General features: G+C 62.7%; 17 protein-coding genes and 1 riboswitch. Of the genes, 14 read left to right on the forward strand and 3 right to left on the reverse strand.

The genetic code is table 11. The annotated features are described in order from the left end of the window. Positions 1 to 17: 17 nt before the first annotated feature. The 3 genes from cobW to AC1DX4_RS20810 form a co-directional block, all read right to left on the reverse strand. Positions 18 to 1,055, reverse strand: a complete 1,038-nt coding sequence (gene cobW / locus AC1DX4_RS20800; RefSeq protein WP_477222071.1) for a cobalamin biosynthesis protein CobW — start codon at positions 1,053 to 1,055, stop codon at positions 18 to 20. Between the two features lie 2 nt (positions 1,056 to 1,057). Beyond that, entirely contained in the window at positions 1,058 to 1,486 is a 429-nt protein-coding gene (locus AC1DX4_RS20805; RefSeq protein WP_477222072.1) for a DUF1636 family protein, read from the reverse strand. A 39-nt stretch (positions 1,487 to 1,525) separates the two neighbouring features. Further along, positions 1,526 to 1,731: riboswitch (cobalamin riboswitch) on the reverse strand. 29 nt (positions 1,732 to 1,760) lie between these two features. Then, positions 1,761 to 2,960 (reverse strand): winged helix-turn-helix domain-containing protein, encoded by a 1,200-nt coding sequence (locus AC1DX4_RS20810; protein WP_477222073.1) that lies wholly within the window; start codon positions 2,958 to 2,960, stop codon positions 1,761 to 1,763. A gap of 332 nt (positions 2,961 to 3,292) precedes the next feature. Between AC1DX4_RS20810 and AC1DX4_RS20815 the strand changes: the two genes are divergently transcribed. From AC1DX4_RS20815 to nuoK, 14 genes are all read left to right on the forward strand, one after another. Beyond that, entirely contained in the window at positions 3,293 to 3,658 is a 366-nt protein-coding gene (locus tag AC1DX4_RS20815) for an NADH-quinone oxidoreductase subunit A (RefSeq protein WP_010910112.1), read from the forward strand. Then, positions 3,649 to 4,230, forward strand: coding sequence for a NuoB/complex I 20 kDa subunit family protein (locus AC1DX4_RS20820; protein ID WP_027145296.1), 582 nt, complete (start codon positions 3,649 to 3,651; stop codon positions 4,228 to 4,230). Before AC1DX4_RS20815 ends, AC1DX4_RS20820 begins: the two co-directional genes overlap by 10 nt. A gap of 4 nt (positions 4,231 to 4,234) precedes the next feature. Then, positions 4,235 to 4,837 (forward strand): NADH-quinone oxidoreductase subunit C, encoded by a 603-nt coding sequence (locus AC1DX4_RS20825; protein ID WP_477222074.1) that lies wholly within the window; start codon positions 4,235 to 4,237, stop codon positions 4,835 to 4,837. 34 nt (positions 4,838 to 4,871) lie between these two features. Further along, positions 4,872 to 5,249, forward strand: coding sequence for a four helix bundle protein (locus tag AC1DX4_RS20830; RefSeq protein WP_477222075.1), 378 nt, complete (start codon positions 4,872 to 4,874; stop codon positions 5,247 to 5,249). A 66-nt stretch (positions 5,250 to 5,315) separates the two neighbouring features. Next, positions 5,316 to 6,506 carry an NADH-quinone oxidoreductase subunit D gene (locus tag AC1DX4_RS20835; protein ID WP_477222076.1) on the forward strand — a complete coding sequence of 397 codons (1,191 nt, stop codon included), beginning with the start codon at positions 5,316 to 5,318 and terminating at the stop codon, positions 6,504 to 6,506. Between the two features lie 17 nt (positions 6,507 to 6,523). Beyond that, positions 6,524 to 6,883 carry a hypothetical protein gene (locus tag AC1DX4_RS20840; RefSeq protein WP_477222077.1) on the forward strand — a complete coding sequence of 120 codons (360 nt, stop codon included), beginning with the start codon at positions 6,524 to 6,526 and terminating at the stop codon, positions 6,881 to 6,883. Then, positions 6,883 to 8,190: an NADH-quinone oxidoreductase subunit E gene (locus AC1DX4_RS20845; RefSeq protein WP_477222078.1), complete on the forward strand. Its 1,308-nt coding sequence runs from the start codon at positions 6,883 to 6,885 to the stop codon at positions 8,188 to 8,190. Before AC1DX4_RS20840 ends, AC1DX4_RS20845 begins: the two co-directional genes overlap by 1 nt. 11 nt (positions 8,191 to 8,201) lie before the next feature. Then, entirely contained in the window at positions 8,202 to 9,506 is a 1,305-nt protein-coding gene (gene nuoF / locus AC1DX4_RS20850; RefSeq protein WP_477222079.1) for an NADH-quinone oxidoreductase subunit NuoF, read from the forward strand. A gap of 78 nt (positions 9,507 to 9,584) precedes the next feature. Next, on the forward strand, positions 9,585 to 10,280 hold the full coding sequence (locus AC1DX4_RS20855) for an NADH-ubiquinone dehydrogenase (protein WP_477222080.1): 696 nt from the start codon (positions 9,585 to 9,587) through the stop codon (positions 10,278 to 10,280). Between the two features lie 74 nt (positions 10,281 to 10,354). Beyond that, positions 10,355 to 12,436 (forward strand): NADH-quinone oxidoreductase subunit NuoG, encoded by a 2,082-nt coding sequence (gene nuoG, locus AC1DX4_RS20860; RefSeq protein WP_477222081.1) that lies wholly within the window; start codon positions 10,355 to 10,357, stop codon positions 12,434 to 12,436. A gap of 2 nt (positions 12,437 to 12,438) precedes the next feature. Continuing rightward, a complete protein-coding gene (nuoH, locus tag AC1DX4_RS20865; protein WP_477222082.1) occupies positions 12,439 to 13,482 on the forward strand; it encodes an NADH-quinone oxidoreductase subunit NuoH in 1,044 nt (347 codons plus the stop codon). Further along, on the forward strand, positions 13,482 to 13,973 hold the full coding sequence (nuoI, locus tag AC1DX4_RS20870) for an NADH-quinone oxidoreductase subunit NuoI (protein ID WP_023812382.1): 492 nt from the start codon (positions 13,482 to 13,484) through the stop codon (positions 13,971 to 13,973). The genes nuoH and nuoI overlap by 1 nt, the downstream gene beginning before the upstream one ends. 127 nt (positions 13,974 to 14,100) lie before the next feature. Beyond that, positions 14,101 to 14,721, forward strand: coding sequence for an NADH-quinone oxidoreductase subunit J (locus tag AC1DX4_RS20875; protein WP_477222083.1), 621 nt, complete (start codon positions 14,101 to 14,103; stop codon positions 14,719 to 14,721). A gap of 1 nt (position 14,722) precedes the next feature. After that, positions 14,723 to 15,031 (forward strand): NADH-quinone oxidoreductase subunit NuoK, encoded by a 309-nt coding sequence (nuoK, locus tag AC1DX4_RS20880; RefSeq protein ID WP_019858930.1) that lies wholly within the window; start codon positions 14,723 to 14,725, stop codon positions 15,029 to 15,031. Positions 15,032 to 15,040: the final 9 nt, after the last annotated feature.

Genomic DNA, 15,040 nt, shown 5'->3' on the forward strand with positions numbered 1-15,040 from the left:
GCGGCCCGTGTCCGAGATCAGCCGGCGAGTATACGCTCGATTGCCGGGCGGTTCAGCCCCTTGAGGCCGATGACGACGAGGCGCGAGCGGCGGTCATCCTCAGCGGTCCAAGCGCGGTCGTAGTAATGATTGACGCGCGGGCCGACGGCCTGCAGCAAAAGCCGCATCGGTTTGCCGCCGACCTCGACGAAGCCTTTCACGCGCAGCACGTTTTCCTGTTCGGCGGCGGTGGCGACGCGCTTGGCCAGCTCGTCCGGATTGGCGATCGAGGCAATGTCGACGATGAAGGTGTCGAAGTCGTCATGCTCGTGGTCGAACGCGCCGTCATGATGGGACTTGCGGTTTTCGATGTCGTCCTCGACGGCGAGCCCGAGGCCGAGCAGCACCGAGGGGTCGACCTTGCCATACGACGTCGGCACGATCTTCACGGCTCGGGCGGAGTGTTCGCCAATGATGGCATTGGCGCGGGCCGAGCCGGCGGCGTCCATCAGGTCGCTCTTCGACAGGATGATCAGGTCGGCGCAGGCGATCTGGTCCTCGAACACCTCCTCGACCGGGTCGTCATGGTCGAGGCTGTCATCCCCGGCGCGCTGCGCCTGCAAGGCGTCCATGTCGTTGGCGACGCGGCCTTCGGCAAGCGCCGGGCCATCGACAACCGCAATGACGCCGTCGACGGTCACACGGCTCTTCACCGTCGGCCACTGGAAAGCCTGGACCAGCGGCTTGGGCAGAGCGAGGCCCGAGGTCTCGATCAGGATATGGTCGACCTTCGGCGTCAGCGACAGGATCTTGTCGAGCGCCGGCACGAAATCGTCGGCGACGGTGCAGCAGATGCAGCCATTGGCCAGTTCGACGATGTTTTCTTCCGGGCACGTGTCGATGCCGCAGCCTTTCAAAATCTCGCCGTCGATACCGATATCGCCGAACTCGTTGACGATGATGGCGATGCGCTTGCCGCCGGCGTTTTCCAGGAGATGGCGGACCAGCGTCGTCTTGCCGGCGCCAAGGAAGCCGGTGACGACAGTGCAGGGAACACGGGAGACGGAAGCGGTCATGGTTAGTCCTTCAGCATGTCGAGGGGTGGAATGCGGGCCACGAGGCCGCGCTTGAGCGAATCGGGCCGGCCGCGCCATGGGATGAGGCCGTCCGTTGACGTGGCGAAGAGCTTTGCGCCGGTGACGAGGTCGGCGCCACTGGTCAGGGTCAGGTCGCCAAACACATAGCTCCAGCAGCCGTCGCGCAGGATGGCGGCGCTGAGCCGACGCTTGCAATTGCCGAGGCATTCGACCGTGCGCACGCGGATATGGTCGTCAGACGCTGCACGGCGCGTGTCCTCAGCCAAAAGTTCGCCGGCACGCGGATGGGCATCCGAGCCGGTCTCATCGCGGCAGGAGGCGCAGACAATGATGGTGACGCCGGCCAAAGCATCACTGTTGGCGGACGGAATATCCGCTGTGCCAGCCGAAAAACTGCTGTTCTGGTCCAAAAACCGGGCTCCTTGCCCGGAAACCCGCCGGGCGATCGGATTCTTCTGTCGCAGACGGCAGGTCTCCTGGCTCGCGAGTCATCGCCTTCGGTAGCCGCCTTCCCGGGAACCTCCCAGTGGCTTTCGGCCTTGGCTCTTCGCTTACAGTTGCGGGGACAGCCGCGGATTTGAGATCGAAATCCCGCACCGCATTCCCTCTTAGCCCTTGCCGTTGCGGGCAAGGGACCGTCTGAACCGGATTTAGGCTTTTGCGGGTAGCGGTGTCAACGCGAGCTTACGACACCGCCATGTCGGCCAGCGCCGGCCCCAAATCGCCGGCCGGCGTCACTTCCATGCGCTCGAGCCCGAGCCAGCCCTGCATCTGCTTCAGTTCCTCGAAGAGTTCTGCCGCTGTTTCAGGCGGTGCGCCGGGCTCGGAGTAGGCGGCATGGACGCGCAGGACGCTGGCCGGCCGGTCTGCCTTGAGGTCGACGCGTGCCACGATCCGGTCGCCGAGCAGGAAGGGCAGGACGTAGTAGCCGTATTGCCGCTTTTCGGCCGGTGTGTAGATCTCGATGCGGTAGTGGAAATCGAACAGCCGCTCCGAGCGCGACCGCTCGAAGACAACAGGATCGAACGGCGCCAGCAAGGCGCGGGCCTCGATTTTTCGGGGCAAACGGGCGTCCCTGTGAAGGTAAGCCGGCTTGTCCCAGCCTTCGACACGCACCGGCACCAACTCGCCGGTCTCGACCAGTTCCTCCAGCCGCCCCTTCATGTCGGCTGGCGACAGCCGGAAATAGTCGCGCAGGTCGCTTGATGTCGCGATGCCGTGGGCGCGGGCGGAAATGCGCAGCAATTCGCGATGCGCGTCCTCGGCGGCCGGCACCGGCAGATCGAGGATCGCCTGCGGCAGCACGCGCTCCGGCAGGTCGTAGAAGCGTTCGAAGCCACGGCGGTGCGCCGTCGTAATGCGCCCGGCCCAGAACAGCCATTCGAAGGCGTGCTTGGCATGGCTCCAGCCCCACCAGCCGCCCGAGCCCTTCTGACCTTCGAGTGCTGAAGCAGCGATCGGGCCGCGCTCGGCGACCGCGCGGTAGATCTCTTCTATATAGGCGGCGTGCTCGCGGCCCCATTTGGCCAATCCCAGATACATTTCGTCGCCTTGCTCGGCGCGCTGCATGCGCCAACGCATCAGCGGATAGGTCTCGACCGGCAGGAACGACGCCTCATGCGCCCAGTATTCGAAGACCGTGCGCTTGCGCGTCACCGCAGCATTGTCGAGCAGAGCGAGCGGGTAGGGGCCAAGGCGCGAATAGAGCGGCATATAATGCGCGCGCACCACCGCGCTGACGGAATCGATCTGCAGCAGGCCGGTGCGGGAGAGCACACGGGCGAAGTGGCGGCGGTCGGGTGTGCCATTTGGGCGCGGATCAAGAAACCCTTGAGCGGCGAGCGCGATGCGCCGGGCGGTGGCGAGCGAGATCTTTTCCTTCATTCGGCGGACTCTGAGGGCTTGTTGAACCGAGGTTCTGACGGGTGATTCCAGCTCATGCTAGCAGGGTTTTGGCGGCAACCCTGTCAGGAGAGAAAAGTGGAGTAAAAAGTGAAGGAAATCAAACAAGAGCGGATCGGACCAGTTTCTTCGGATATGCCGTCCAGCACTGCGTTTTGAACAAGGTTTGACTTGCTTCGCTGGAAGTGCTGCGCTAACCCTCGCCGCGTTGCAGCATAGGCCCCTTAAAACGGTTCAGCGGTTAAACTGTCACGCTTCCGCATTAAGGTCCGGTGCTGTAATCAAAGTGGATTGGCGCCAACGGAAACCGCTGCATGAACGCACTCCTCAGTTCGTACCTGCCCATCGTCCTGTTCATCGGCGTGGCACTGGTCGTCGGCCTGGCGCTGCTGGCCGCACCGTTCCTGGTGGCTTACCGCAATCCCGATCCCGAAAAGCTTTCCGCGTACGAGTGCGGTTTCAACTCGTTCGACGACGCCCGCATGAAATTCGACATCCGTTTCTACCTGGTGTCGATCCTGTTCATCATCTTCGACCTGGAAGTGGCCTTTCTGTTTCCCTGGGCGGTATCCTTCTCGAAGATCGGCATGCTCGGCTTCTGGTCGATGATGGTGTTTTTGGCAGTGCTGACCATCGGCTTTGCCTATGAATGGAAAAAAGGAGCGCTGGAATGGGATTGAACGACAGTTCAGGCACCCTCGTCGCGCCGAAGCCGAAGGGCATCATCGATCCCAACACCGGCAAGCCGGTGGGGGAGGACGATCCCTTCTTCCTCGAAATCAACAACGAGCTTGCCGACAAGGGTTTTCTGGTCACCTCGACCGAGGCGCTGATCACCTGGGCGCGCAGCGGCTCGCTGATGTTCATGACCTTTGGTCTGGCGTGCTGCGCGGTCGAGATGATCCACACCTCGATGCCGCGCTATGACTCGGAGCGCTTCGGCGTCGCCCCGCGCGCGTCGCCGCGCCAGTCCGACATCATGATCGTCGCCGGCACGCTGACCAACAAAATGGCGCCGGCGCTGCGCAAGGTCTACGACCAGATGCCGGAGCCGCGCTACGTCATCTCGATGGGCTCGTGCGCCAATGGCGGCGGCTACTACCACTATTCCTATTCGGTGGTGCGCGGCTGCGATCGCGTCGTGCCGGTCGACATCTATGTGCCCGGCTGCCCGCCGAGCGCTGAAGCCCTGCTCTACGGCATTCTTCTCCTGCAGAAGAAAATCCGCCGCACCGGCACGATCGAACGGTAAATCCATGGCCGCATCCCTTAGCGAACTGTCGACCTATCTCGGCGAAAAGCTGATTGGTCGCGTCAATGGCGCTGATATCGCCTATGGCGAGCTCACCATCCATGTCGAGCCGGGCGATCTCATCGAGGTGATGACCTTCTTGCGCGACGATGCGCGCTGCCAGTTCATCTCGATCATCGATGTCTGCGGCGCCGACTATCCGTCGCGGACCAAGCGCTTCGACGTCGTCTACCATCTGCTGTCGCCGAAACAGAATGTGCGCATCCGCGTCAAGGTTCTGGCCGACGAGGAGACAATGGTGCCGTCGATCACCGGCGTTTTCCCAGGTGCCGACTGGTTCGAGCGCGAGACCTACGATCTCTATGGCGTGCTGTTCTCGGGCCATCCCGATCTGCGCCGTCTGCTGACCGATTACGGTTTCGAAGGCCATCCACTGCGCAAGGATTTCCCGCTGACCGGCTTTGTCGAAGTGCGCTACGACGACGAAGCCAAGCGCGTCATCTACGAGCCGGTCGAGCTCAAGCAGGAATTTCGCAATTTTGATTTTCTTTCCCCTTGGGAAGGCACCGACTACGTGCTGCCCGGGGACGAAAAAGCGAAACAGTGAGTAGGGAAGTAGTCAGTAGTCAGTAGGGAAAGAGTTGGAGCAACGGATCGAATCTTATCGTGACTTGAAGGTGTGGCAATCGGCGATGACGCTCGCTGAAGATTGTTATCGCTTCACCAAAGAATTTCCGAGGGATGAGATTTACGGCATGACCTCTCAGATACGGCGATCGGCGGTTTCGATCGCGGCGAATATCGCAGAGGGATACGGTCGGGAAAACAGAGGGTCGTTCGTTCAATTTTTGCGCATGTCGCAAGGCTCGTTGAAGGAACTGGAAACGCACATACTGCTGGCATGCCGGGTAGGCTTGCTACGAAAAGACAATGAGATTGAACTGCTCCTGCGATGCGAAGAGATTGGAAAAATGATGAGATCTCTTATCCGAACGGTGCAGGCCAAGCAGGCGGAATGAAGCAGGCATTGAGATTGATGATCACTACTCACTACTCACTACTGACTCATCGTCAGAGGCGCCAGAATGGCTGAAACCTCCGTCCGCAATTTCAACATCAATTTCGGGCCGCAGCACCCTGCGGCGCATGGCGTTTTGCGCCTTGTGCTGGAACTCGACGGCGAAGTCGTCGACCGCGTCGATCCGCATATCGGACTTTTGCATCGCGGCACGGAAAAGCTGATCGAGGCAAAAACCTATCTGCAGGCTGTGCCTTATCTCGACCGGCTCGATTATTGCGCGCCGATGAACCAGGAGCATGCCTTCGCGCTTGCCGTCGAGCGTCTGCTCGGCATCGAGGTGCCGAGGCGCGGCCAGCTGATCCGCGTGCTTTATTGCGAAATCGGCCGCATCATGTCGCATATCCTCAATGTGACGACGCAGGCGATGGACGTCGGCGCGCTGACGCCGCCGCTGTGGGGCTTCGTCGAACGCGAAAAGCTGATGGTGTTCTATGAGCGCGCCTCCGGCTCGCGCATGCATGCCGCCTATTTCCGGCCCGGCGGCGTTCACCAGGACCTGCCACGTCAGCTGGTCGAGGATATCGGCAAGTGGATCGACCCGTTCCTGAAGTCGATCGATGATCTCGATCGTCTGCTGACCGGCAACCGCATCTTCAAGCAGCGCAATGTCGATATCGGCATTGTTTCGCTGGCCGATGCCTGGGCCTGGGGTTTTTCCGGCGTCATGGTGCGCGGTTCGGGCGCGCCCTGGGATCTGCGCAAGTCGCAGCCCTATGAATGCTATTCGGAAATGGATTTCGACATTCCGATCGGCAAGAACGGCGACTGCTACGACCGTTATCTCGTGCGCATGGAAGAGATGCGCCAGTCGGCGCGGATCATGCGCCAGTGCGTCGATCTCTTGCTCGGCAAGGAAAGCACCGGTCCGGTGTCGAACCTCGACGGCAAGGTCGTGCCGCCAAAGCGCCAGGCGATGAAGCGCTCGATGGAAGCGCTGATCCATCACTTCAAGCTCTACACCGAGGGCTACCGTGTGCCGGCCGGCGAGGTCTATGCGGCGGTCGAGGCGCCGAAGGGCGAATTCGGCGTCTATCTCGTCTCCGACGGCTCGAACAAGCCGTACCGCTGCAAGCTGCGCGCCCCTGGGTTTGCGCATCTGCAAGCCATGGATTTCCTCTGCCGCGGCCACATGCTGGCCGACGTCACCGCCGTTCTCGGCTCCCTCGACATCGTGTTTGGTGAGGTCGATCGGTGAGCACGCGAGGCGCCCTGTTGGTTACTGTCGGCTTTGCCGCCGGTGTTACCGGCATGGGTGCGGTTGCCGCGTGGGGCAGCTCGCCGCAAGCCTATTGGGTGTCCTGCGCACTTGAGGGCTTGAAGACAAATGTCAAGTGCAGGATCACCGAGATGGGCAGGCTTTGGAGTTTGGATTCGGGTTGGTATCTCAGCGCGGATACGCAATATCCGGACTGGAAGCTGGCGCTTGGCGGCGATTGCTCGGATCGGTACCGAGAATATCGCGACTATGTCGACACTACCTGGAAAAAAATCGGAAACGATGAGAGCACCGCCGTCTTGGCGAGGTCCGACCCTCGTTTCTATTTCGACTGCTACAACAGAGTTCAAAACTAATGTCAGTCCGCCGTCTAGCAGATGCCAGCGTCCAGCCAGCCTCCTTCGCCTTCAACCGGGCGAACGCGGCAGCGGCGAAGCAATGGATCAAGAAGTACCCGAAGGGCCGTGAGCAGTCGGCGATCATTCCCTTGCTGATGATCGCGCAGGAGCAGGAAGGCTGGGTCACCAAGGCGGCGATCGAGACGATTTCCGACATGCTCGGCATGCCGCGTATCCGCGGGCTCGAGGTCGCGACCTTCTACACGCAGTATCAGTTGAATCCCGTTGGCACCCGCGCGCACATCCAGGTCTGCGGCACCACGCCTTGCATGCTGCGCGGCTCGGAAGCGCTGATGGATGTTTGCCGCTCGAAAATCCATCACGACCAGTTCCACACCAACGACAAGGGCACCTTGTCGTGGGAAGAGGTCGAGTGCCTTGGCGCCTGCGTCAACGCACCGATGGTCATGGTCTTCAAGGACACGTTCGAGGATCTGACGCCGGAACGGCTGGCCGAAATCATCGATCTCTATGATGCGGGCAAGGGCGCCTCGGTTGCGCCGGGGCCGCAGAACGGCCGCACCAGCTCGGAGCCGGCCTCCGGCCTGACGACGCTGAAGAGCGAAAAGGCGATCCTCAAGTCGACCCGTGACAAGGAAGCCAAGGCGGCGACCAAGGCCGCCCAGAATGCGGCGCCGACCGCTGCCGCCGCTCCGGCCGCAGCCACGCCGGCTGCGCCTGCGGCGCAAGTGCCGGCTGCCGCACCAGTGGCGCCGTCCAATGCCGGCAAGCCGAAGACCGACGCGCCGGAGACCAGCCCGGCCTTGAAGACGCCTTCGGCGACCAAGGTGGCGCCGGCGGCGGAGAAGGCGGCGAGCGTTTCGGCACCGCCGCATTCGGCCGCCAACGCCAACACGGCAGCGCCGGAAGTCGAGCAGGTCGCCAAGCAGCGCAATGGGCCGACGGCCAAGGCCGAGCCGGCCGCTGCCTTCAAGGCGCCGGAAACCAAGGCGCCGGCGGCAAAGCCGGTAAAGCCGTCGCTGGAGGACAAGAACCGTCCGGCCGGTATCGACAGGCCGGCCGCGGTCGACGATCTCAAGCTGATCTCCGGCGTCGGCCCGAAGATCGAGGGCATCCTGCATACGCTTGGTATTTTCACCTTCGCGCAGGTCGCTTCCTGGAAGAAGGCCGAGCGCGAGTGGGTGGACGGCTATCTCTCCTTCCACGGCCGCATCGACCGCGACGACTGGGTCAAGCAGGCCAAGGCGCTCGCCAAGGGCGGCGTCGCCGAATACATCCGCGTTTTCGGCAAGAAGCCGGTCTGAGGGTAAGAAAAATGCTTCAGGACAAAGACCGCATCTTCACCAACATCTACGGCCTCTTCGACAAGTCGCTGGCCGGCGCGATGGCGCGCGGCGCCTGGGACAACACGCCCGGCCTCGTCGCCAAGGGGCGCGACTGGATCGTCAACGAGATGAAGGCATCAGGCCTGCGCGGCCGCGGTGGCGCCGGCTTCCCGACCGGTCTCAAATGGTCGTTCATGCCCAAGCAGAGCGACGGCCGGCCGAGCTACCTGGTCATCAATGCCGACGAATCCGAGCCCGGCACCTGCAAGGACCGCGACATCCTGCGCAATGACCCGCACACGCTGGTCGAGGGCGCGTTGCTCGCCGGCTTCGCCATGGGCGCGATCGCGGCCTACATCTATGTGCGCGGCGAGTTCATCCGCGAGCGCGAGGCGCTGCAGCGTGCCATCGAGGAGGCCTACGAGGCCAAGCTGATCGGCAAGAACAACACCTCCGGCTATGATTTCGACATCTACATGCATCACGGCGCCGGCGCCTATATCTGCGGCGAAGAGACGGCGCTGCTTGAAAGCCTCGAAGGCAAGAAGGGTCAGCCGAGACTGAAGCCGCCATTCCCGGCCAATGTCGGCTTGTACGGTTGTCCGACAACGGTCAACAATGTCGAGTCGATCGCGGTGGCGCCGACCATCCTGCGTCGCGGCGCGGCCTGGTTCTCGTCCTTCGGCCGGCCCAACAATGTCGGCACCAAGCTGTTCTGCATCTCCGGCCACGTCAACAATCCGTGCACCGTCGAAGAGGCGATGTCGATCCCGTTCCGCGAGCTGATCGAAACGCATTGCGGCGGCATTCGCGGCGGCTGGGACAATCTGCTCGCGGTCATTCCGGGCGGCGCTTCGGTGCCGCTGGTGCCGGCCGAGCAGATCATCGACACACCGATGGATTTCGACGCTTTGCGCGACTTGAAGTCCGGCCTCGGCACGGCCGCCGTCATCGTCATGGACAAGTCGACCGATGTCGTGAAGGCGATTGCCCGGTTGTCCTACTTCTACAAGCATGAGAGCTGCGGCCAGTGCACGCCGTGCCGCGAAGGCACCGGCTGGATGTGGCGGGTGATGGAGCGGCTGGTGCGCGGCGAGGCGCAGAAGCGCGAGATCGACATGCTGCTCGACGTCACCAAGCAGATCGAAGGCCACACGATCTGCGCGCTGGGCGATGCGGCGGCGTGGCCGATCCAGGGCCTGATGCGGCATTTCCGCGGCGAGGTTGAGCGGCGTATCGACGAGTTTTCGCGAAACGCGCACCGGGCCGAGCCGGTGATGGTGGCGGCGGAATAGACGAATTTGTGACTGCGGGCGAAAGCCCGAAGCGAGACTAGCGGGGCGGGGCGAACGAAGAACGACCAGGAGAACTCTATGGCGCCGTATTCGACACCCTACCCAATGATGCCCAATTTGGACCAGCTCGAGAAGATGAACCAGGACCTGACCAGGATGATGCCGAAGGAGATGGCCAGCGCCGTCAACCTTTTCGTGCACCCTGTCGCGGGTGCGGCGGCGATGTCGGCGCTTGGCTTTGGGCTCGCGAACCATGCCTTCGGCGTTTGGCTGGGCGCGCTTTCGGGTGCCGCCGAGGCATCGCAGCGGCTGATGCAGCCGCTGATCGAGGATTTCGAGGCGCGCGTCGAGCAGTTCGAGGACGCGAACTCGTCGTCCACCAAGGCGCGGGCGACGGCGAAGACCATGATTGCCGAGGCGCAGTCCTTTGCGCAGGAAGTCACCGACATTGCCGCGAAGGAAGCCGCCACCACGGCGCCGGCGGTGAATGTCGCTCCGGCAACGAGTGAGGCCGCCGACGCGCTGCTGCCCGAGGATTTCAGGCAGCCCAAGGCTATCGACAAGCCGGCGAAACCGTCGGACCTGAAGGCGATATCGGGTATCGGTCCGAAGCTGGAAAAGGTGCTGAACGGGCTCGGTATCTGGACATATGCCCAGATCGCCGGCTGGTCGCCGCAGGAGATCGCCTGGGTTGACGATTATCTGTCGTTCAACGGCCGCATCGGCCGCGACGACTGGACTGCCCAGGCCGCGGTGCTGGCCGCGAAGAAGTGAATGAAATGCCGGGTGCTGCGTTTGCCGCGCCCGGGAAATGAGATTGCGGGAAATCCGCAGGGGTTTGAAGCGAAATGGCAAAGCTCAAGGTCGACGGGAAAGAGATCACTGTACCCGACCACTACACGCTGCTGCAGGCGGCGGAAGACGCGGGCGCGGAAGTGCCGCGCTTCTGCTTCCATGAGCGGCTGTCGATCGCCGGCAATTGCCGCATGTGCCTGATCGAGGTGAAGGGTGGGCCGCCCAAGCCGCAGGCTTCCTGCGCCATGGGCGTGCGCGATTTGCGCCCCGGCCCGAATGGCGAACCGCCGGAAATCTTCACCAACACGCCGATGGTCAAGAAGGCCCGGGAAGGCGTGATGGAGTTCCTGCTGATCAACCATCCGCTGGATTGCCCGATCTGCGACCAGGGTGGCGAGTGCGACCTGCAGGACCAGGCAATGGCCTTCGGCGTCGATTCCTCGCGCTATCACGAGAACAAGCGCGCGGTCGAAGACAAGTATATCGGCCCGCTGGTCAAGACGGTGATGAACCGCTGCATCCACTGCACGCGCTGCGTCCGCTTCACCACCGAAGTCGCCGGCATTTCCGAACTTGGCCTGATCGGCCGTGGCGAGGACGCCGAGATCACCACCTATCTCGAAAGCGCCATGACCTCGGAGCTGCAGGGCAACGTCATTGACCTTTGCCCGGTCGGCGCGCTGACCTCAAAGCCCTTCGCCTTCCAGGCGCGGCCTTGGGAACTGACCAAGACCGAATCCATCGACGTGATGGATGCCGTCGGCTCGGCGATCCGCGTCGATAGCCGTGGCCGCGAAGTGATGCGCATCCTGCCGCGCGTCAACGAGCAGGTGAATGAGGAGTGGATTTCCGACAAGACCCGCTTCATCTGGGATGGATTGCGCACGCAGCGCCTCGACCGCCCCTATGTGCGCAAGGATGGCAAGCTGGTTCCTGCAAGCTGGGCCGAGGCTTTTGCGGCGATCAAGGACGCGGTGTCGAAGGCCGCGCCCGAGAAGATCGGTGCTATTGCCGGCGATCTCGCGGCGGTCGAGGAAATCTACGCGCTGAAGCAACTGATGGCTTCGCTCGGTTCGAAGAACACCGACTGCCGCCAGGATGGCGCCGCACTCGATCCGGCGCTCGGCCGCGCCAGCTACATCTTCAATTCGACCATCGAAGGCATCGAGCAGGCCGACGCGGTGCTGATCATCGGCGCCAACCCGCGCTATGAAGCCTCGGTGCTCAACGCCCGCATCCGCAAGCGCTGGCGGGTCGGCAATCTACCGGTCGGCGTCATCGGCGATGTCGGCGACACGCGCTACGAATACGAACTGCTGGGCGCCGGCCCGGATTCGCTGAAGGATCTGGCCGACGGCAATGGCAAGTTCTTCCAGACGCTGAAGAAGGCGACGCATCCGCTGATCATCGTCGGTCAGGGCGCGCTGTCGCGTGCCGATGGTGCGGCGGTGCTCGGCCAGGCGGCCAAGCTCGCTGCGGCGGTCAACGCAGCGCGGGCGGACTGGAACGGCTTTGCCGTGCTGCACAACGCGGCCGGACGTGTCGGCGGCCTCGATCTCGGCTTCGTGCCGGGTGAGGGCGGCAAGGATGTCGCCGGCATGCTGGGCGAGACGGACGTGCTGTTCCTGCTCGGCGCCGACGAGATCGACATGGGCAAGACCGGCGGCGCCTTCGTCGTCTACATCGGCACCCATGGCGATCAAGGCGCACACCGCGCCAATGTCATCCTGCCGGCGGCCGCCTACACCGAAAAGTCGGCCACTTATGTCAACACCGAAGGGCGCGTGCAGCAGACCAACCGCGCCGGCTTCGCGCCGGGCGATGCCCGCGAGGATTGGGCGATCCTGAGAGCGCTGTCGGACGTGCTGGGCAAGAAACTGCCGTTCGATTCGCTGCCGCAGCTGCGTGCGAAACTCTATGGCGAATACCCGCATCTGGCCCGCATCGATCAGGTCGCGGCCGGCAATGCCGAGGATATCGCCAAGGTGGCAAAGCTCGGTGGGCGGCTGAACAAGGGCACCTTCACCTCTCCGGTCAAGGATTTCTACCTGACCAACCCGATCGCGCGGGCGTCAGCCGTGATGGCGGAATGCTCGGCACTGGCCAAGAGCGGCTTCAAGCAGGCGGCGGAATAAGCATGGACACCTTCTTCTCCTTCTACGTGCTGCCGGCGCTGATCATCCTGCTGAAGTCGGTCGTGCTGATCGTTATCCTGCTGGTCTTCGTCGCCTACATCCTCTACGCCGACCGCAAGATCTGGGCGGCGGTGCAGTTGCGCCGTGGCCCGAACGTCGTCGGCCCCTGGGGTACGCTGCAGGCCTTCGCCGATCTGCTGAAATTCGTCTTCAAGGAACCGGTCATCCCGTCAGGCGCCAACAAGGGCGTGTTCCTGCTGGCGCCGCTGGTGTCGGCGGTGCTGGCGATCTCGGCCTGGGCGGTCATTCCGGTCAACCAGGGCTGGGCCATCGCCAACGTCAATGTCGGCATCCTCTATGTCTTCGCCATCTCCTCGCTCGAGGTCTATGGCGTGATCATGGGCGGCTGGGCATCCAACTCGAAATATCCGTTCCTCGGCGCGCTGCGTTCGGCTGCCCAGATGGTGTCCTACGAAGTCTCGATCGGCTTCGTCATCGTCACCGTGCTGCTCACCGCCGGTTCGCTCAATTTGACCGATATCGTGCTGTCGCAGCATGATGGAATTGGTACGCGGCTTGGCCTGCCCAACACCTTCCTCGACTGGAACTGGCTGGCGCTGTTCCCGATGTTCATCATCTTCTTCATCTCGGCGCTGGCCGAGACGAACCGTCCGCCTTTCGATCTGGTCGAAGCCGAATCGGAGCTGGTCGCCGGCCACATGGTCGAATATTCGTCGACGCCGTTCCTGCTGTTCTTCCTCGGCGAGTATGTCGCGATCGTGCTAATGTGCGCGCTCGCCACCATCCTGTTCCTCGGCGGCTGGCTGCCGCCCTTCGACTTCGCACCCTTCACCTGGGTGCCGGGCGTCATCTGGTTCGTGCTGAAGGTCTGCTTCGTGTTCTTCGGCATTTCCATGGTGAAAGCCTTCGTGCCGCGCTACCGCTACGACCAGCTGATGCGGCTGGGCTGGAAAGTGTTCCTGCCGATCTCGCTGTTCATGGTGGTCGCCACCGCAGCCTTCCTCAAGATCACGGGGTTTGCGTGATGTCCGCTCTTTCACAGGCCGCAAAATCGCTGCTGCTGCAGGATTTCGTCAGCGCCTTCTTCCTGTCGATGCGCCAGTTCTTCGCGCCGAAGGAGACGATCAACTATCCGCACGAGAAGGGGCCGACCAGCCCGCGCTTCCGTGGCGAGCACGCATTGCGCCGCTATCCCAATGGCGAGGAACGCTGCATCGCCTGCAAATTGTGCGAGGCGATCTGCCCGGCGCAGGCCATCACCATCGAGGCCGGCCCACGCCGCAATGACGGCACGCGCCGCACGGTGCGTTATGACATCGACATGGTGAAGTGCATCTATTGCGGCTTCTGCCAGGAAGCCTGTCCGGTCGACGCCATCGTCGAAGGGCCGAATTTCGAGTTCGCGACGGAGACGCGCGAGGAACTCTACTACGACAAGGACAAGCTGTTGGCGAATGGCGACCGGTGGGAGCGCGAACTGGCGCGCAACATCTCGCTGGACTCGCCCTACCGCTGATATTTGACGCATGGACGGGGCGAGGGGCCTCGTCTAAGGACAACGCAACTTGCCGACCGGAGGCGGTCGCAAACAATCGAACCCGGCGCAGAGCGCCATGTTCGAACAGGAACCCGGGGGAACCCCAATGCTGAGTGGACTAGAGGCGGCCTTTTTCTACCTCTTCGCCTTTGTCGCCGTGGCGTCGGCGTTCATGGTCATTTCGTCGCGCAACCCCGTGCATTCGGTGCTGTTCCTGATCCTGACCTTCTTCAACGCCGCCGGCCTGTTCATGCTGACCGGTGCCGAGTTCCTGGCGATGATCCTGCTCGTCGTCTATGTCGGTGCGGTCATGGTGCTGTTCCTGTTCGTCGTCATGATGCTCGACGTCGATTTCGCCGAGCTCAAGAGCGGCGCGCTGCAATATGCGCCGATCGGTGCGCTGGTCGGGCTGATCCTGGCGGCGGAGCTGATCGTCGTGCTCGGCGGCTATACTTTCGCGCCGAGGCTGGCCGCGACGGTCTCGAAGCCAATCCCCGATCTCGCCGCGCGCTCGAACACGGCGGCACTCGGCGACATCCTCTATACCGACTACCTCTACTACTTCCAGATTTCGGGCCTCATCCTGCTGGTTGCCATGATCGGCGCCATCGTTTTGACGCTGCGCCACAAGGAAGGGGTCAAGCGGCAGTCGATCGCAGCCCAGGTCGGCCGCACGCCGGCCACCGGCATGGAAATCCGCAAGGTCAAGTCGGGCGAAGGAGTCTGAGATGGTCGTCGGCATCGCACATTATCTGACCGTATCGGCGATCCTGTTCACGCTCGGCGTGTTCGGCATCTTCCTGAACCGCAAGAACGTCATCGTCATCCTGATGTCGGTCGAGTTGATCCTGCTTGCGGTCAACATCAATTTCGTCGCCTTTTCGGCCGCACTTGGCGATCTGGTCGGCCAGGTGTTCGCGCTGTTCGTGCTGACGGTCGCGGCGGCTGAAGCCGCCATCGGACTTGCCATTCTCGTCGTCTTCTTCCGCAACCGCGGCTCGATCGCGGTCGAAGACGTGAACATGATGAAGGGTTGACGGAACCAC

Source organism: Mesorhizobium sp. P3_A8, assembly GCF_056402995.1.